16 protein-coding genes are annotated in these 17113 nt (G+C 67.2%); 11 read left to right on the top strand and 5 right to left on the bottom strand.

From position 1 onward, the window contains the following. The first annotated feature begins 149 nt into the window (after window positions 1–149). The 7 genes from WKB25_RS00875 to WKB25_RS00845 all read left to right on the top strand — a co-directional run bounded on the left by WKB25_RS00875 (window position 150) and on the right by WKB25_RS00845 (window position 8773). Window positions 150–1502: an aspartate aminotransferase family protein gene (locus WKB25_RS00875; protein WP_340568173.1), complete on the top strand. Its 1353-nt coding sequence runs from the start codon at window positions 150–152 to the stop codon at window positions 1500–1502. A gap of 63 nt (window positions 1503–1565) precedes the next feature. After that, the gene (locus WKB25_RS00870; protein WP_340568171.1) at window positions 1566–2450 is read left to right on the top strand and encodes a plasmid replication/partition related protein; all 885 of its coding nucleotides are present in this window, start codon (window positions 1566–1568) and stop codon (window positions 2448–2450) included. A gap of 124 nt (window positions 2451–2574) precedes the next feature. After that, window positions 2575–3861: a DUF445 family protein gene (locus WKB25_RS00865; RefSeq protein WP_340568170.1), complete on the top strand. Its 1287-nt coding sequence runs from the start codon at window positions 2575–2577 to the stop codon at window positions 3859–3861. A gap of 305 nt (window positions 3862–4166) precedes the next feature. Beyond that, window positions 4167–6395 (top strand): TonB-dependent siderophore receptor, encoded by a 2229-nt coding sequence (locus WKB25_RS00860; RefSeq protein ID WP_340568169.1) that lies wholly within the window; start codon window positions 4167–4169, stop codon window positions 6393–6395. 106 nt (window positions 6396–6501) lie between these two features. After that, window positions 6502–6822, top strand: coding sequence for a DUF3649 domain-containing protein (locus WKB25_RS00855; protein ID WP_025875358.1), 321 nt, complete (start codon window positions 6502–6504; stop codon window positions 6820–6822). Continuing rightward, entirely contained in the window at window positions 6819–8447 is a 1629-nt protein-coding gene (locus WKB25_RS00850; protein WP_340568168.1) for a PepSY-associated TM helix domain-containing protein, read from the top strand. The genes WKB25_RS00855 and WKB25_RS00850 overlap by 4 nt, the downstream gene beginning before the upstream one ends. Further along, complete coding sequence (locus WKB25_RS00845; protein ID WP_340568167.1) at window positions 8444–8773, top strand: DUF3325 domain-containing protein; 330 nt, start codon at window positions 8444–8446, stop codon at window positions 8771–8773. The genes WKB25_RS00850 and WKB25_RS00845 overlap by 4 nt, the downstream gene beginning before the upstream one ends. A gap of 121 nt (window positions 8774–8894) precedes the next feature. On the opposite strand, the gene rlmKL is transcribed toward WKB25_RS00845, so the two are convergent. Further along, window positions 8895–11033, bottom strand: a complete 2139-nt coding sequence (rlmKL, locus tag WKB25_RS00840; RefSeq protein ID WP_340568166.1) for a bifunctional 23S rRNA (guanine(2069)-N(7))-methyltransferase RlmK/23S rRNA (guanine(2445)-N(2))-methyltransferase RlmL — start codon at window positions 11031–11033, stop codon at window positions 8895–8897. A 144-nt stretch (window positions 11034–11177) separates the two neighbouring features. Beyond that, window positions 11178–11705 carry a hypothetical protein gene (locus WKB25_RS00835; RefSeq protein WP_340568165.1) on the bottom strand — a complete coding sequence of 176 codons (528 nt, stop codon included), beginning with the start codon at window positions 11703–11705 and terminating at the stop codon, window positions 11178–11180. Window positions 11706–11777: 72 nt separating this feature from the next. On the opposite strand from WKB25_RS00835, the gene WKB25_RS00830 reads away from it, so the two are divergent. After that, window positions 11778–12344: an N-acetylmuramoyl-L-alanine amidase gene (locus WKB25_RS00830; protein WP_340568164.1), complete on the top strand. Its 567-nt coding sequence runs from the start codon at window positions 11778–11780 to the stop codon at window positions 12342–12344. 171 nt (window positions 12345–12515) lie between these two features. Here WKB25_RS00830 and WKB25_RS00825 read toward each other — a convergent pair whose 3' ends face one another. The 3 genes from WKB25_RS00825 to WKB25_RS00815 form a co-directional block, all read right to left on the bottom strand. Next, window positions 12516–13418, bottom strand: coding sequence for a sulfurtransferase (locus tag WKB25_RS00825; protein WP_340568162.1), 903 nt, complete (start codon window positions 13416–13418; stop codon window positions 12516–12518). Next, the gene (locus WKB25_RS00820; RefSeq protein WP_340568161.1) at window positions 13415–14218 is read right to left on the bottom strand and encodes a CoA pyrophosphatase; all 804 of its coding nucleotides are present in this window, start codon (window positions 14216–14218) and stop codon (window positions 13415–13417) included. Before WKB25_RS00820 ends, WKB25_RS00825 begins: the two co-directional genes overlap by 4 nt. Before the next feature lie 128 nt (window positions 14219–14346). Further along, window positions 14347–15048, bottom strand: a complete 702-nt coding sequence (locus WKB25_RS00815) for an FKBP-type peptidyl-prolyl cis-trans isomerase N-terminal domain-containing protein (RefSeq protein ID WP_025875366.1) — start codon at window positions 15046–15048, stop codon at window positions 14347–14349. 166 nt (window positions 15049–15214) lie between these two features. Here WKB25_RS00815 and WKB25_RS00810 point away from each other — a divergent pair, with 166 nt between their 5' ends. Genes WKB25_RS00810 through nth form a run of 3 tightly spaced genes read left to right on the top strand, consistent with a single transcriptional unit; the run spans window position 15215 to window position 17057 of the window. Then, window positions 15215–16009 carry an enoyl-CoA hydratase-related protein gene (locus WKB25_RS00810; protein ID WP_340568160.1) on the top strand — a complete coding sequence of 265 codons (795 nt, stop codon included), beginning with the start codon at window positions 15215–15217 and terminating at the stop codon, window positions 16007–16009. A 5-nt stretch (window positions 16010–16014) separates the two neighbouring features. Further along, window positions 16015–16368 (top strand): hypothetical protein, encoded by a 354-nt coding sequence (locus WKB25_RS00805; protein WP_049466535.1) that lies wholly within the window; start codon window positions 16015–16017, stop codon window positions 16366–16368. After that, window positions 16368–17057, top strand: a complete 690-nt coding sequence (gene nth, locus WKB25_RS00800; RefSeq protein ID WP_340568159.1) for an endonuclease III — start codon at window positions 16368–16370, stop codon at window positions 17055–17057. The genes WKB25_RS00805 and nth overlap by 1 nt, the downstream gene beginning before the upstream one ends. Window positions 17058–17113: the final 56 nt, after the last annotated feature.

Below are 17113 nucleotides of genomic sequence, written 5' to 3'. Positions count from 1 at the left end.
CGTATCGACTGTCCGCGGTTATACCGACGCGGCCGCTACCGGGCCGTGACGTGCATATCCCATATCCCGGTAGCGCCGGGCCATGCCTGGCGACAGAACCGTGACGCGGCTGCGCTAGAGTCACAACCATCGGACCCGACGGAGCCGGCATGAAAGCCCCTGCAAGCGACCTGCACGACCTGGCCACCCAGCGCCCCGATTCACTGGACGCGTACTGGATGCCGTTCACTGCCAACCGCCAGTACAAGGGCGCGCCGCGCATGCTGGTACGCGCCGAGGGCATGCACTACGAAGACGTGGATGGGCGCGCCATCCTTGATGGCACGGCAGGCCTGTGGTGCTGCAATGCAGGGCACGCGCGCCGGCGCATCGTCGACGCGATTGCCGAGCAGGCCGCCACGCTCGATTACTCGCCCGCCTTCCAGATGGGTTCGCCGCCGGCCTTCGCCCTGGCGCAGCGACTGGCGGCGCTGGCCCCGGCGGGGCTCAACCACGTGTTCTTCACCAGCTCGGGCTCGGAGGCGGTGGATTCGGCGATGAAGATCGTGCTGGCCCATCACCGCCTGCGCGGCGAAGGCCAGCGCACGCGTTTCATCAGCCGCGAGAAGGCCTACCACGGGGTCGGCTTCGGCGGCATGGCCTTGGGCGGGCTGCCCAACAACCGCCGCCAGTTCGGTCTGCAGCTCGGCGGCGTGGATTACCTGCGGCACACGCTGGACCTGTCACGCAATGCCTTCAGCAAAGGGCTGCCGCGCCAGGGTGCCGAGCTGGCCGACGATCTGGAACGGCTGATCGCCCTGCACGATCCCTCCACCATTGCCGCCGTGTTCGTCGAGCCCATCGCCGGTTCGGCCGGTGTGATCCTGCCGGCACCGGGGTATCTGCAGCGCCTGCGCGAGATCTGCGACCAGCACGGCATCCTGCTGGTGTTCGATGAAGTCATCACCGGGTTCGGCCGGGTCGGGATGGCGTTCGCCGCACAGCGTTTCGGCGTCACCCCGGACCTGCTGACCTTCGCCAAGGGCGCCAGCAACGGCGCGGTGCCGCTGGGTGGCGTGCTGGTCGGCGACAGCGTGCATGCCAGCTTCATGCAGGGTCCGCCACAGGCCATCGAGCTGTTCCATGGCTATACCTATTCGGGCCATCCCTTGGCCTGCGCGGCGGCGCTGGCCACGCTGGACGTGTACGCCGAGGAACGCCTGTTCGAGCGCGCGATCGAACTGGGCGAGTACTGGCAGGAGCGCCTGCATGCACTGCAGGGGCTGCCGAACGTGATCGACATCCGCAACTTCGGCCTGGTCGGTGCGGTGGAGCTGGCGCCGCGCAAGGACGCCCCCGGCAGCCGTGGCTACGAGGTGTTCCGCCGCTGCTTTCATGACGGGCGCCTGCTGGTGCGCTGTACCGGCGACATCATTGCGTTGTCACCTCCATTGATCGTGGACAAGGCGCAGATCGACCAGATCACCGGCACCCTGGGCGAGATGATCCGGGCTACTGCCTGAGCCCGGGACGGTGGTGGCGAGCGGGTACAATGGGCGGTTCCGCTCCTGCCCGTTGCCGTGCCCATGAACATCGTCGTCAAAGAAGAACTCAAGGCCTACATCGATCCGCTCACCGCGGACGAACACGAGGCGCTGGAGCGCAGCATCCTCGCCGAAGGCTGCCGCGATGCGCTGGTGCTGTGGGGCGAGGTGCTGGTGGATGGACACAACCGCTTCGGCATCTGCCAGAAGCATGGCCTGCCGTTCAACACCGTGCAGAACACCCGCTTTCAGAGCATGGAAGACGTGCACCTGTGGATGATCGAGCAGCACCTCGGCCGGCGCAGCGTGTCCGATTTCCAGCGCGGCGTATTGGCCCTGCGCAAGCGCGACATCCTGTCCGCGCGCAAGCAGGTCGAACAGGCGCAGCTGCAGCGCGAAAGCGATGGCACCGCCGAGCCTGCCGATGAGGCCGGCGAAGACAGCCCGCCGTGGGAGCCGGCGCCGAAGATCAGCCGTGCCGAACTGGCCCGCGAAGCCAAGCTGAGCACCAGCCAGGTCGGCATGATCGAACGCATCCACGCCCAGGCTGCGCCCGAGGTGGTGGAAGCGGTGAAGGCCGGCATGATCTCGATCAGCGCCGCTGCTGCCGTGGCTGACCTGCCGGAAGAAGAGCAGCGCGCCGCTGCCGCCGGTGGCAAGGATGAACTGAAGCAGGCTGCAAAGCGTGTGCGTGAATCCAAGCGCAAGCCGCGCGCGCCGAAGCCGGAAACGGAGTCGGCAGAAATGGACTTCGAAGAGGCCAACGAGGACGAGATCGCCAGCCGCGATGCCGAGGTGCTGGCTGCGCTGGAGCAGCTGGGCGAGGATGCCCCCGCGCTGCGCCGTCGCGTCGTGAACCTGACCCGCGAGAACGACACCCTGCGCGCACAGCTGGCCCACCTGCGCAAGCAGCTGGAAGCGCTGTAACCGATCGCGTCACGCCGCTGTAGAGCCGAGCCCATGCTCGGCTGCCTTGCGCGCGGCAAAGAGCAGCCGAGCATGGGCTCGGCTCTACAGGTAGGCGTCACCGGCCTGCGGGTAGACTTCAGGCATGACGTCTGCCATCGATCCGCGCCGCGCTCAGCTGCGGCGCCTGAAAGCCCTTGCCCTTGGCCTGTTGCTGTTGATGCTGGCCGGCTTCGCGGTCAGCCACTGGCAGGGTGAGCGTGGCATCTGGGCCTGGGTCTCGGCCTTCTGCGAAGCCGCCGCAGTCGGCGCACTTGCGGACTGGTTCGCGGTGGTCGCCCTGTTCCGGCGGCCGATGGGCCTGCCGATTCCGCATACGGCGATCATCCCGCGCAGCAAGGAACGCATCGGCGACAGCCTGGCGCTGTTCGTGCGCGACCAGTTCCTGGAACCGACGGTGCTGCTGGCCAAGCTGCAGGTGTTCGACCCGGCCAGCCGGCTCGGCAGCTGGCTGGCCGATCCCGCGCGTTCCCGGATGCTGGCCGACATGGCCCGCGGCTGGGCACTGCAGGCGCTGGACTTCTTCGACGAGACCGCAGTCCGGCGGCAACTGCATGCCTTCGTGGTGCAGCAGCTGCGGCAGTGGAATGCAGCGGCCACCGCCGGCGAACTGCTGGGCCTGCTGACCGCCGATGGCCGCCACCAGCGGGTGCTGGACGAAGGACTGCAACGGCTCGGGCGCTGGCTGGAGCAGCCGGAAGTGAAGGAACGCGCTTCGCAGCTGATCGTGCGCTACATCCAGCGCGAATGGCCGACGCTGTCGAGCACGGTGAACTGGATCAAGCCGATCGATGAGATCGGTGACAACCTTGCCGAACGCCTGGCCCGGGCGGTGCTGGAAGAACTGCAGCAGGTGCTGGCCGAGCCGCAGCATCCGCTGCGCCAGGATTATGAGCAGTGGCTCGGCAACTACGTGCAGCGCCTGCGCGAAGACCCGGCACTGGCCGAGCGCATCGAGCAGCTCAAGCAGGAAATGATCGACCACCCTGCCCTGCAGGAGTACGTACAGGGCCTGTGGTCGCGCATCCATGCCAGCCTGCGCGGCGATCTGCAGCGTGAGGATTCGGCCCTGGTCGGTCATCTGCAGCGCAGCCTGGCCTCGCTGGGTGACAGCCTGCAATCGGACCCGGCGTTGCGCGAGGCATTGAACCAGCATCTGCTGGAAGGCGCACAGCGCCTCACCGGGCGCCTGCGCGAGGGCGTCACCACCCATATCGCGCAGACCGTGAAGAGCTGGGACGAGCGCCACCTGGTCGAGCAGCTGGAACTGAGCGTGGGCCGCGACCTGCAGTTCATCCGCTTCAATGGCACCCTGGTGGGCGGCCTGATCGGCCTGCTGCTGCATGCGGCGACGGTGTTGTTCCGTTTCTAGACTGAGATTCCGGAGCCTGGCCAGCAGATCCGCGGCATGCGTGGATGACCGAGGCTGTCACGCTTGCTTAACGAAATGCGAATGCCTATCATTTACTGATCGGTTGTACGCTTAGCCAAGCGGGGCACGGAAGCACGCGCCCACCCGCCCCTTCGCCCGTGTACATCCCCCGACCACTGGGTCGCCTGCCTGCCGCAGGTGGCGCACCGTCGATGGGAATCACGCTGGGTGACGTGCGCGGAGCGCATGGCTGCCATGGGTGCGTTTGCCATCGCCTGATTTTTGTCCTGCATGGAATCGCACCGATGGCATCGTCCCTGATCACTCCCCGCCCAACCCTGCTTGCCCTGGCCGTGACCGCACTGTTGAACGCACCGTTGGCACACGCTGAGGAAGGTTCTGCCGACCCGTCCGCGCGCACCCTGGACACCGTCCAGGTAACCGCCGATGGCGACATTGCCGACAGCTACACCGTCAAGCGGGCCAGCACCGCAACCAAGCTCGGCCTGTCACTGCGCCACACCCCGCAGTCGATGACCGTGGTGACCCGGCAGCGGCTGGACGACATGGGCCTGTTCTCCCTGTCCGATGTGATGGGCCAGGTAACCGGCGTGGCGGTGTCGGTCACCGACAGCGAACGCATCAACTACGTCTCGCGCGGGTACAACATCACCAATTTCCAGGTGGATGGCATGCTCAACACCTTCGGTGGCTACATCAAGACCAACACCGACAGCGTGATCTACGACCGCATCGAAGTGGTGCGTGGTGCCACCGGCCTGACCACCGGTGCGGGTGATCCATCGGGCACCATCAACTTCGTCCGCAAGCGCCCCACCGATACGTTCCAGATGAGCGCCAACCTGACGCTCGGCCGCTGGGGCAACCAGCGCCTGGAAGCCGACCTCGGCGGCCCCATCGCCCTGGATGGGCGCATCCGCGCCCGGGTGGTCGCCGCCAAGCAGCAGAGCGATTCGTTCCGCGATGTCTACAGGCTGGACAAGGACGTCTTCTACGGCATCGTGCAGGCCGACATCACCGACACCACCCTGCTGGAAGCCGGCTACGAGTACCAGTCGCCGCGCACCACCGGCGTGACCTGGGGCGTAGTGCCGTACTGGGGCGCCGATGGCAAGCCGGCCAACCTGCCGCGCTCGACCAACCTGTCGGCGCGCTGGAGCAGCTGGCCGATCATCGAAAAGAGCGCGTTCGCCCGCCTCGAACAGCAGCTGGGCCATGGCTGGGCCGCGAAATTCGCCTACACCCGCTCCAAGCGCGAGACCGACGGCGCGGTCTGGTATGGCGCGTCCGGTTACCCGCGTGCCGATGGCAGCGGCATCTCTGCCTTCGTCGGCAGCTTCGGTGAAAACGGCGACATGCAGGTGTTCGACTTCAACGTCGGCGGTCCGTTCCAGTTGTTCGGCCGCGAACACGAACTGGTATTCGGCTTCGGCCAGTCGGTGCGCAAGGGCGAAGTGCCTGCGAGTGAAACCGCAGACTACCCGGACAGCTACACCCGCGTGCCGGACTGGCGCAGCTGGAACGGCGACATCGCACCGCTGCAGGTCACCCGCCTGGGCTATCTCGCCTCGGAGGACGAACTGCGCCAGCGTGCCGCCTACCTGGCCGCGCGCCTGCAGCTGGCCGAGCCGCTGACCGCCGTGCTCGGCGCCCGTTACGGCAGTTGGGAGACGCGCAGCTGGAACTACACTCACGACGCCGCCGGGCGCCTGACTGGTACCACCCGCGGTGGCTACAAGCCCGACGACTCGCTCACACCGTACGCCGGCTTCATCTACGACTTCAACCGTTACTTCAGCGGCTACGTCAGCTACACCGACATCTTCCAGCCGCAGAACTACCGCGACAAGGCCAACAACTATCTCGAACCGGTCGTCGGTGACATGTGGGAAGCCGGGGTCAAGGCCGAGTTCTTCGATGGCCTGCTCAACACCTCGGTCGCGGTGTTCAAGGGCGAGAAGGACAACGTCGCCGAGCTCGATGATTCGGTGCCGGAAAACTCGTTGCCCGGTGGCATCAGTGCCTACCGCTCCACCGGCAAGGGCAACAAGGTGAAGGGCTGGGAAATCGAAGCACAGGGCAGCCTGGGCGAGCACTGGAACCTGTCGACCGGGTTCACCCATACCGTCAGCCGCAATGCGCTGGGCGTTCGCCAGAACACCACTGTTCCGGTCGATCTGTTCCGCCTCAACGCCAGCTGGCGCCCGGGTGGTGCCGAAGGCCGCTTCTGGATTGGTGGCGGCGCAACCTGGCAGAGCGGCATCTGGAGCCTGAGCAACAAGCCGCGCGAGGACTTCCTGGTCAGCGGCAAGCGCGACCGCGTGGCGATCGAACAGGGTGACATCTACCTGCTCAACCTGTCGGCCGGCTATCGCTTCAACGAGAACTTCAGCGCCCAGGTGAACGTGAACAACCTGCTGGACAAGAAGTACTACAACCGCGTCGGTTTCTACGACGGCGTGTACTGGGGCGAACCGCGCAACGTGATGATGACGCTGCGCTGGAAGCTCTGACGATCTGATGGATGGCGCCGGTTCTGCGACCGGCCCCGGCCACGGATGGCCACCCCCGGCGCGCTTCGGTGCGCCGGTCCTCTTTCATTCAACCTGCAGGACCATCGTGGACCGCTCGCCCGCAACCGCCAGCCCCCGCCTCAGCACCTTCTTCGCCAACCCGCGATGGGGCGTGCTGTCCCGATCGCTGGCCGCCATCTTCGGCGGCTACGCGCTTGCCTCGATGACCACCGTGTTCTGCGCGCTGGCGCTGCCGGGCGCGCGCGGCCAGGCCGTGCTGACCGGCATGCTGCTGGCGATCCTGGTCGCCGCCTGCGCGGCGCTGTGGGCGTTCGCCACCCGCAGTGCGCTGCGCGCCTGGGTCGGCATTCTCGCCCCCACCCTGCTGATGGCCGGCATTTCGCGCCTGCTGGGGGCGTGGGCATGAAGAATGGATTCCGCCAATCCATGGCCTGGCTGCACACCTGGACCGGCCTGCTGGTCGGATGGCTGCTGCTGCTGATCTTCATGGCCGGCACTGCCAGCTACTACCGCGAGGAAATCAGCCGCTGGATGCGCCCGGAACTGCCGCGCAGCACGGTCAGCACCGACCAAGCGGCGCAGCGCGCGGCCGACTACCTGCTGGCCAACGCCCCCCAGGCAGAGAGCTGGTTCGTCACCCTGCCGCAGCCGCGCAACCCGGCCATGCAGATGTTCTGGCGGTTGCCAGCCGAGCTGGCCGACCCCGCCAAGGGCCGACGCGGCGCCTTCGGTGATGCGACCCTGGACCCGAACACCGGCACCGAACTGAAGGCCCGCGAGACCCGTGGCGGCGACTTCTTCTACCGCCTGCATTTCGACCTGCACTACATTCCCGTGCTGTGGGCGCGCTACCTGGTGGGCTTCTGCGCGATGTTCATGCTGGTGGCCATCATCACCGGTGTGATCACCCACAAGAAGATCTTCAAGGACTTCTTCACCTTCCGGAAGGACAAGGGTCTGCGTTCGTGGCTGGACTTCCACAACGTCAGCGCGGTGATGGCCCTGCCCTACCACGCGATGATCACCTACACCGGCATCGTCACGTTGATGATCATGTACCTGCCGTGGGGAGTGAACGTGGCCTACGGCACCGACCAGGATGCGTTCTATTCGGAGGCCTTTGGTGGCCTGCCCGAGGTCACCGCGCCCGCCGAAGGCAAGGCAGCCCCGCTGCCGCTGCGGCAGCTGCTGGACAGTGCCCGCACGCATTGGCACGGCACCGAGGTCGCCGGTTTCAGCGTTGCCAATCCCGGTGCCGCCAATGCGGTGATCGACATCCGCCAGCGCGACGGCAAACGCTTGTCCATCGATACGCCGGCGCTGCGCTATGACATGGTTACTGGCGCGCTGCTGCAGGAAACGCCGCCTTCCGGTGGCGCCACCGCCACCCGTGGCGTGCTGTATGGCCTGCACCTGGCCCGCTTCGCCGACTGGGGTATGCGCGCGTTGTTCTTCCTGTCCGGCCTGACCGGCTGCCTGATGGTGGCCAGCGGCGTGGTGCTGTGGGCGGTGAAGGAGCGCCCGAAGCATGCCAAGAGCGGCCGCACCGGATTCGGCCTGCGCCTGGTCGATGCACTGAACATCGGCGCCGTGGCCGGCCTGCCGATCGCCTTCGCCGCCTATTTCTGGGGCAACCGGCTGCTGCCGCTGGGCCTGGCCGAGCGCTCCAACGCCGAGGCGAACCTGTTCTTCTACGCGTGGGGCGCCTCGTTGCTGGCGGCCTTCCTCTGGCCCAAGCGGATGATGTGGGCGTGGCAGCTGTACATCGGCGCGGCCGCGTTCGCGCTGATCCCGGTAGTGAACGCGCTGACCACCCACGCGCACCTGGGCGTGACCCTGCTCAACGGTGACTGGGCATTGGCCGGCTTCGACCTGTCGATGATCGCCTTCGGTGCGATGCTGGCGCTGTGCGGCTGGCGCATGCAGCGCTGGACGCCGCCGCTGACTGCCGCCGAGAAGAAGAAGCGCGCGGCGGCCGCTGCAGCGACCAAGGCACCAGCCGATGCAGTGGAAGCGGAGGCCAGCGCATGATGCTGCTGGTACTGGGGTTGTCGTTCACCGCGTTTACCGCGCTGTCGCTGGCGATGGAAAAGCACCAGCAGGAACTGCACGGCAAAGCGGCGGCATCACCGGTACGGCGCACGCAATGGCGGGTGCTGGGCTGGGTACTGCTGACGGTGGCGTTCGCGCTGTGCGTGGTCGACCACGGCTGGGCGATGGGCCCGGTGCTGTGGCTCGGCGCGCTCACCCTGGGTGGAATCGTGCTGGCGTTCGCGCTGTACCCGTACCGGCCGAAATGGATCGCACCGCTGGCGGTCGCGCTGCCGGTGATCGGGCTGGTGGTGGCGTTGTTGTAACCCGTGCGGCGGACCGCATCCACGCATGGCGTGGATCTACCGGACCCACGCTCGCCGGGCATGGCCCGGCGCTACCGTTCTGCGCGCACATGGGTAGCGCCGGGCCATGCCCGGCGACGCGTCACGCCAGGCGCTTCAGCTCCCACGCGCGATGGATGCGTGCGTTGCGCTCGAAATCCGGGCCGATGGTGCTGGCGCTGATCTCGCGGCACTGGGCGAATTCGGCGATGGCGTTCTCTTCCAGCTTGAAGCGGCGGAAGTTGTTGGAGAAGTACAGCACGCCACCCGGTGCCAGTCGGGCGACGGCCGCACGCAGCATCTTCACCTGTTCGCGCTGCACGTCGAAGTCCTCGGCGCGGGCCGAGTTGGAGAACGTCGGCGGGTCGCAGAAGATCACGTCGTACTGGCCGCGATCGCCTTCCAGCCATGCCATCGCATCGGCCTGCACCAGCAGGTGCTGGTTGCCGCCCTGCCCGTTCAAGGCCAGGTTGTCGTAGCACCACTGCAGGTAGGTGGCCGACAGGTCGACGCTGGTGGTGCTGGCGGCACCGGCCACCGCCGCCTGCACACTGGCCACGCCGGTGTAGCAGAACAGGTTGAGGAAACGCTTGCCGCGCGCCTGCTCGGCCATCAGGCGACGCAGCGGGCGATGGTCGAGGAACAGGCCGGTATCGAGGTAATCGAACAGGTTCACCTGCAGCAGCGCGTTGTTCTCGCGTACCACGAGGAACTCATCACGCTGCTCGAAACGGCCGTACTTGCTGCCACCCTTGCCACGTTCGCGCGACTTCATCGACACCTGTTCCGGCGGCACGGCGAAGACCTCGCGTGCGGCGGCCAGCAGTTCATTGCGGCGACGGCGCACGTCGTTCTCGGGAATCGCGGCCGGTGCGGCGTATTCCTGCACGTGCAGGAAGGTGCGGCGCTGGCCACCGTCTTCCTCGTACACATCGATGGCCGCCGCGTATTCCGGCAGGTCGGCATCGTAGGCGCGGAAACAGGTGATGCCTTCGCGCGCGCGCCAGCTCTTGAACTTCTTCAGGTTCTTGCGCAGGCGGTTGGCCACCATCTGCGCGCCTTCGCTCAGCTCGCGCACCTGTGCCGGGTCGCGGCCCGGCACCGCGATCGGATCACAGACGATCAGTGCGCATTCCAATGCACCATTGAACATCTGGTACTTCTTGCCCGCACGCAGGCCGGTAGCGAAGGCCAGTTCGTCATTGCCGCATAGCAGGCTGGCGCGCCACTGCGGCACCGTCTTCTGCAGGGCATTGCCGAGCTTGCGATACAGCGCAGGATCGGCCGCCAGGCGTTCGTCATACGGCGGGTTGCAGACCACCGCGCCGATCTCCTGCTCCGGGGTGGGCAGGTCAGCCACATCGGCACGGGTGAAGCGAATGGCATGCGCGACGCCGGCCACTTCCGCGTTCTCGCGCGCAGCCTGGATCGCCACCGGGTCGATGTCGCTGCCGTGGACGACCGGCTTCAGCGCAGCCAAGCCGGCCGCTTCGCGATCACGCGCTTCGCTCTGGATGGTTTTCCAGGTCGCCTTGTCGAAGCCCAGCCAGCGGCTCGGCGGCAGGCTGCCATGGCGCATCAGGCCGGGAGCGACGTCGGCGGCCATCAGCGCGCCTTCGATCAGCAGGGTGCCGCTGCCGCACATCGGATCCAGCAGGCCACCTCCGGCAGCGTGCAGGCGCGGCCACTGCGCGCGCATCAGCAGCGCGGCAGCCAGGTTTTCCTTCAACGGCGCGTCATGTGCGGCACCACGCCAGCCACGACGGTGCAGCGGGCCACCACCGAGGTCGATCGACAGTGAGGCACGGCCCTTGCGCAGCGACAGGTTGACGCGCACGTCCGGCAGATCGGTGTTGACCGAGGGGCGCTCGAGCCCTTCGTCACGCATGCGGTCGACGATGGCGTCCTTGATCCGCTGCGCGGCAAAACGGGCATGGGTGATCTTGTCGCCAGACACGTGCGCGTCCACCGCCAGGGTCATCTCCGGCTTGATGTGCTCGTGCCACGGCAGCGCGCGCACGCCGTCATACAGCGCCTGCTCGTCCGGGCATTCGAATTCGTCGATCGGCCACAGCACGCGGCTGGCCAGCCGCGACCACATGACGATCCGCAGCGCCTGCTCCAGTTCGCCATCGGCATTGACGCCGGCGATGGTGGCAGTGGCCTTTTCCAGGCCGAGGGCCGACAGCTCATCGGCAAGCAGGTATTCCAGGCCCTTGGCGCAGGAGACAAAAAATTTCACGGGATCGGTTCGCAGGTGGTCAGGCGCGGCAGGGAGCCGGGCCATTCGGAAGGGAGGGCCGTAGGCACGGCCGACAGGCCCGCGCCAGGGGCGGCGGGGCTGCCATTGTAGTCAATGCGGGCGGGCGCGCCGTGCGCCCGGGCTTCACAGCTGCCGCAGCAGGCGCTCGAAGGCCTGCGCGGAGGCCTCGACGTGGTTCTCCAGGCGATGGCCGTCGTCCACCAGCAGCAGCTGCGCCGAGCGCGCCTGCGCCCAGGCGATGACCCCGGCGGCCGGCACCACCTCGTCATGCCAGGCCTGCACCACCGTGGTCGGCACCGGTGCGGCGTCCAGCGCCGGCATCGGGCCCATGGTGGTCGGCGGCACCATCAGGAACAGGCCGGCCACCGGCACCTGCAGCGAGGCAATGGCGGAGATGTACGCGCCCAGGCTGGAGCCGGCCAGCACCACCGGCCCCTGCGTGGCGGCAGCGGCCGTGCGCTCGATCAGGCGCTGCAGGCGGGTGCGCACGTCACCAACGCGGCTGACCTCGCTCATCGCGTCCAGGTCCGTGTAATCGGGGCGTTCATGGGTCCAGCCCAGGCGCTCGGCGACCTCGGCCAGGGCGGTGACCTTGGTCGCCTCCGGGCCGCTCTCGAAGCCGTGCGACAGGATGCAGTGACCGCGGCTCATGCGTGCGCTCCCACGGAGCGGACCGACAGCAGAAGGGAAGGCAGTTTCATTCGGCAATGCTAGCATCGCCGCATGCCCAACCCGCTCCTGCCCGGCCTGCAGCTGCAGCCGCTGCCCTACCACGACCGCCTGCCCGTGCGCGATCCATCCAGCCTGGCGATGGTGGTGATCCACTGTACCGAACTGCCCGACCTGGCCACCGCCCGTGAGTACGGCGAGCGCGTGCTGTACGACAGCGGCGCCGGCAACAGCGGGCATTTCTACATCGACCGCGACGGCAGCGTGGTGCAGTACGTGGCGCCGGAGCGCATCGCCCACCACGTGCGCGGCATGAATGCCGACTCGGTGGGCATCGAGCTGGTCAACACGGGGCGCTACCCGCACTGGCTCGACAGCCGACACCAGGCGATGGACGAGCCCTACACCGAAGCGCAGCTGCTGGCGTTGGAGCGGTTGCTGCAGGCGCTGGTGCTGCAGTACCCGTCGCTGCGGCAGATCGCCGGCCACGACCAGCTGGATCTGGAGCAGGTGCCTGCCAGTGACGACCCGGCCGTGACCGTGGCCCGCAAGCGCGATCCCGGCCCGTTGTTTCCGTGGCAGCGGATCCTGGCCAAGGTGCCGCTGCAGCCGCTGGGGTGATCGGCAGGGCTGCGCCCTGCACCCGCAGAGGCAACAGCCGAAGCAACAGCAAAAGCTGGGTGTCCGTGGGATGGCGGGGGGGGCCCGCGGCTGTTGGTAGGTGTCGACCTTGGTCGACACGTAGATCCACGCCATGCGTGGATGAACGTCGAATCGATCTGCCCGCTTCGCTCAGGCGCCGGTAGCCACCGGACGGCTGCTGTCGCTGACCCAGCCACTCCAGGAATCGGCATAGATGCGCGCACCGGACAGGCCCGCACTTTCCATCGCCAGCAGCAGATGGCAGGCGGTCACGCCCGAACCGCACATCAGCACCACGCGCTCAGGATCCTGGTTGCCGATCACGCCCTGAAGTTCGGCGCGCAGTTCCTGTGTATCGCGCAGGCGGCCGTCCAGCACGTTCAACGCGAACGGTCGATTGACCGCACCCGGCACATGGCCGGCGACCGGGTCCAGCGGTTCCACCTCGCCACGAAAACGCTCACCTGCGCGGGCATCGACCAGCCAGCCCGGTGCGTGCTTGAGGCGTGATTCGATCTCGTCCGCGCTGGCAACCTGGCTGGTATCGAAACGTCCCGGATACGCCGGCAACGCCACGACTTCGCTGCTGCCGGTCGCCAGCGGTTGGCCGGCGGCCTGCCAGGCGGCGATGCCGCCATCGAGCACGGCCACCTTCGCATGCCCGATCAGGCGCAGCAGCCACCACAGTCGCGCGGCGGCCATGCTGCCATCGCTGCCGTCATACACCACCACCTGCGTATCGGCGCCGATGCCCCATTGCCCCAGCCGCGCGGCGAACGCATCGCTGTCCGGCAATGGGTGGCGCCCATGGCCGACCCGCGTCAGGTCGGACAGGTCGCGATTGAGATCGGCATGCACTGCACCGGGAATGTGTCCCTGCGCGTAGAGGCCGCTACCCGCCTGCGGGTCGGCCAGCGACGCACGTGCATCGACCACGCGTACGGCGGTGCTTGCGGTCGCGCGGGCATCGACCACGCGTACCCCATCGCCCAAGGCCGCAGCCAGGGTCGCAACATCGACGAGAGTGGTCCACGGCGGATCGATCGGCTTCATTGCACTTGCTCCAGGCGGCGACGCAGGTTGTACAGGATGGCCGCAGTGGCGCCCCAGATGCGCTGGCCGGGCCAGCCGTATTCGAGGACATGGCGGACGCGGCCGCGATGGTTGATTTCGACCTGGCGCAGGTTGTCGGCGACCATCAGGTAGTCCAGTGGCACTTCGAACACCTCGGCCACTTCGCTGGGCTGCGGTACCGCCACGAAATCCGGATCGATCACCGCCACCACCGGGGTAACCCGGTAGCCGGAGATGGTCACGAACGGATCGAGATAACCCAGTGCCTGCACCTGCGTCGGCGCCAATGCGATTTCTTCCTGGCTTTCGCGAAGTGCTGCAGCCAGTGCATCACGATCATCCGGCTCGGTACGGCCGCCAGGAAAACCGACCTGGCCACCATGTTGCCGCAGGGTTTCGGTACGCCGGGTCAGGATCACCTGCGCACCGTTGGCACGCGGCACGATGCCGGCCAGCACCGCCGCCTCGACCGGTGGGCCCGGGGGCAGCAGATCATCCAGTTCACTGCGGTTCCAGCCGTCACCTGCCGGCGGCTCGGCCAGCGGATGCAGCGCGCGCAGCAGGCGCTCATGATCGGCCAACGAACCTCGCAGCGACTGCTGCAGCTGTTGGCGCAGTGGCAGCACCCGCTGCAGGATGTGCGTGCGCTCGCTGTCGCTCATCGACGACCACCGTGCGATTTCGTCGATATGCCGCCCGCAGCCGGCGCACAGCCGGTTGCGATCCAGCTTGCACACGTTGATGCAGGGGCTTGCGACAGCACGCGCCGTTTCTTCCATTATTTGCACCGGTCAACAGTAGCGCGAATGGGCTGGATTTGGGATGGGCCCACACGACTGCTGCGTACCGCGAAAACAAAAACGCGCCGGTGTAACCACCGGCGCGTCGATGTTGACGCTGTTTCTTATTACTTGACGCTGATCAGCTTGATCTCGAACTGCACAGCCACGTTCGGCGGGAACGGGGTGCGCGGGTCGGCGCCATAGGCCTGATCCGGCGGCAGCGAGACTTCCCACTTCGAGCCAGCCGGCATCTGCAGCAGGGTCTCGCGCATGGCCTTCATTTCGACTTCGCTGACCTTGATCGACGGAATCTGCTGGGCCGGGCGGGCTTCGGTGGGGCGCTGGCCGTACGGGAACGGACCGGCCACTTCCAGCTGCACGGTGCTGGCCTGGGTCGGCTTGGCACCCTTGCCGGCTTCGATCACACGGTACTGAACGCCGCTCGGCAGGGTCTGCACGCCCGCCTTGGCCTTGTTCTGCGCCATGAACTGATCGCTCTTGGTCTTGTTTTCGGCAGCAGCCTTTTCGTACTCGGCCTTGGCGGCCTGGGCACGGCCCTGCTCGCGCTTCTGGAACGCTTCAACCGCCGGCTTCAGCTGCTCGGCGGTGATCGCCGGCTGCTTCTTGGCGTAGGCGTCCTGCAGACCCTTCACCACCGAGTTGATGTCCAGCTGCTCACCGCGACCGGTCAGCTCCGCCAGGTTGTTGCCGTAGTCGTAACCGAAGTAGTAGCTCAGCTTGCCCTTCTCGGACGCGATGTCCTGGGCGAAGGCATTGCCCGTCAGGGCCAGGGCCGCGACGGCGACCGCGATAGAACGCAACTTCATCAAACAGTTCTCCAGGGGTGGTAACTCAGGGACGTTCTGCGCCGCCCTGAGGCGACGGGTTAGGATAACGGCCACAACGTGTAACCGCTACTCACCACGCAGGCTATGACCTGTCTGCGTTTACAGAGTTCAATCTCACTTTTTTTTAACGTTCCAGGAGTTTCCCGTGGCCGAGGCCCCCGCTCCCCACCCGGTCGCCATCAGCGACGACGGCGCCATCCGCACCATTACCGTGCAACGCCCGGACAAGCTCAACGCCCTCAATGCCGCGACCCTGCAGGCTCTGGCCGAGGCGTTTGGCGACGCCGCCGCCGACCCGGCGGTACGGGTGGTGGTGCTGACCGGGGCTGGCCCCAAGGCGTTCGTGGCCGGGGCCGACATCGCGGAAATGAACGCCTTGAGCGCGGTTCAGGGTCGTGATTTCTCCCTGCTCGGCCAGGCCCTGATGCGCCGCATCGAACGCATGCCCAAGCCGGTAATCGCGCGAGTGAACGGTTTTGCGCTGGGCGGCGGGCTGGAACTGGCCATGGCCTGCCATCTGCGCATTGCGGCCGATTCGGCCAAGGTCGGCCAGCCGGAGATCAATCTCGGCCTGATTCCCGGCTTCGGCGGCAGCCAGCGCCTGCTGCGCTTGTGTGGCCGCGCGGCCACGCTCGAGCTGTGCCTGCTCGGCAACCCGATCGACGCCGCGCGCGCGCTGGCCCTGGGCATCGTCAACGAGGTGGTGCCCGGCGCCGAGCTGGACGCCCGGGTACAGGCCCTGGCCCGGCAGCTGGCACAGTCGGCGCCGCTGGCACTGCGTGGCCTGCTCGACGCGGTGCACGTGGGCGGCGAATGCAGCCTGGACGCCGGCCTGGAATACGAAAGTGCGCAGTTCGGCCTGCTGTTCGCCACCGAAGACATGCGCGAAGGCACCAGCGCCTTCCTGCAGCGCCGCCCCCCCGCCTTCCAGAACCGCTGATTGCCATGGCATCCCGACCCAACCCCGTGCTGCTGTTCGCCCGGGTCCAGGCAGACGATCCCGATGGCGCGCTGCAGGCTGGACTGATGGACTACGTCGTGCGCGCTGGCGATGACCGCCTGCTGCCCGATCATCCGGACCTGCCCGACCGCCTCTGCCAGATGCAGCTGCAGCTGCAGCGTGCATGGGCCGCGCGCGAACGTTTCCGCGCACGCGCCGTGCGCCTGGCCCGCCGTGAAGCCGAGCGTGATGCGCGGCGGACGCCCGCGCCGGCACCGGACGTCAAACCCGCCCTGCCTGCCGCCGCCGCCGCCATCCTCGCCCGGGCCAAGGCCCGCGCCGCCGGCAAGGAGCAGTAATGGCGACCGCGAAGAAGACCGCACGCGCACCTGCGCGCCGCGGCAGTACGATGCCGCGTGCCGACGTGGTGGAAATGTTCACCCGCCTGCGCGAACTCAACCCGCATCCGAAGACCGAGCTTGAATACAGTTCGCCGTTCGAACTGCTGGTGGCGGTCGCACTGTCGGCGCAGGCCACCGACGTCGGCGTCAACAAGGCCACACGTCGCCTGTTTCCGGTTGCCAATACGCCGGCGAAGATCCTCGCCCTGGGCGAAGAGGGACTGAAGAAGTACATCGCCACCATCGGCCTCTTCAACGCGAAGGCGAAGAACGTGATCGCCACCTGCGCACTGCTGCTGGAGAAGCACGGCGGCGAAGTGCCACGCGACCGCGATGCACTGGAAGCACTGCCCGGTGTCGGTCGCAAGACTGCCAACGTGGTGCTCAACACCGCCTTCGGCGAACCGGTGATGGCGGTGGATACGCATATCTTCCGTGTCGCCAACCGCACTGGGCTTGCGCCAGGAAAGAACGTGCGCGAGGTCGAAGACCGATTGGTCAAAACGATTCCCGCCGAGTTCCTGCTCGATGCGCATCACTGGCTGATCCTGCACGGGCGGTACGTGTGCAAAGCGCGCAAGCCGGATTGTCCGGGGTGCGTGATTGCCGATCTGTGCCGGTTCAAGGACAAGACCGCCGCCGAGTGATGGCGTATCCGCGCATGAAGTGGATGCACGGAAAAACCATCCACGCGTGGCGTGGA

The organism is Stenotrophomonas sp. G106K1 (assembly GCF_037969685.1).
Taxonomy (GTDB): domain Bacteria; phylum Pseudomonadota; class Gammaproteobacteria; order Xanthomonadales; family Xanthomonadaceae; genus Stenotrophomonas; species Stenotrophomonas lactitubi.
Note: the sequence above shows the minus strand (reverse complement) of the source record. Positions and strands in the feature narration are given on the sequence as shown.

Excerpts from the sequence above, each read along its gene's own strand:
- nth (WP_340568159.1), top strand. The coding sequence starts at position 16,368 with ATGGCGACCGCGAAGAAGACCGCACGCGCACCTGCGCGCCGCGGCAGT.
- WKB25_RS00815 (WP_025875366.1), bottom strand. The coding sequence starts at position 15,048 with ATGAAGTTGCGTTCTATCGCGGTCGCCGTCGCGGCCCTGGCCCTGACG.
- WKB25_RS00825 (WP_340568162.1), bottom strand. The coding sequence starts at position 13,418 with ATGAAGCCGATCGATCCGCCGTGGACCACTCTCGTCGATGTTGCGACC.
- WKB25_RS00805 (WP_049466535.1), top strand. The coding sequence starts at position 16,015 with ATGGCATCCCGACCCAACCCCGTGCTGCTGTTCGCCCGGGTCCAGGCA.
- WKB25_RS00845 (WP_340568167.1), top strand. The coding sequence starts at position 8,444 with ATGATGCTGCTGGTACTGGGGTTGTCGTTCACCGCGTTTACCGCGCTG.
- WKB25_RS00820 (WP_340568161.1), bottom strand. The coding sequence starts at position 14,218 with ATGGAAGAAACGGCGCGTGCTGTCGCAAGCCCCTGCATCAACGTGTGC.
- WKB25_RS00865 (WP_340568170.1), top strand. The coding sequence starts at position 2,575 with ATGACGTCTGCCATCGATCCGCGCCGCGCTCAGCTGCGGCGCCTGAAA.
- WKB25_RS00860 (WP_340568169.1), top strand. The coding sequence starts at position 4,167 with ATGGCATCGTCCCTGATCACTCCCCGCCCAACCCTGCTTGCCCTGGCC.
- WKB25_RS00850 (WP_340568168.1), top strand. The coding sequence starts at position 6,819 with ATGAAGAATGGATTCCGCCAATCCATGGCCTGGCTGCACACCTGGACC.
- WKB25_RS00835 (WP_340568165.1), bottom strand. The coding sequence starts at position 11,705 with ATGAGCCGCGGTCACTGCATCCTGTCGCACGGCTTCGAGAGCGGCCCG.
- WKB25_RS00875 (WP_340568173.1), top strand. The coding sequence starts at position 150 with ATGAAAGCCCCTGCAAGCGACCTGCACGACCTGGCCACCCAGCGCCCC.
- WKB25_RS00870 (WP_340568171.1), top strand. The coding sequence starts at position 1,566 with ATGAACATCGTCGTCAAAGAAGAACTCAAGGCCTACATCGATCCGCTC.
- WKB25_RS00830 (WP_340568164.1), top strand. The coding sequence starts at position 11,778 with ATGCCCAACCCGCTCCTGCCCGGCCTGCAGCTGCAGCCGCTGCCCTAC.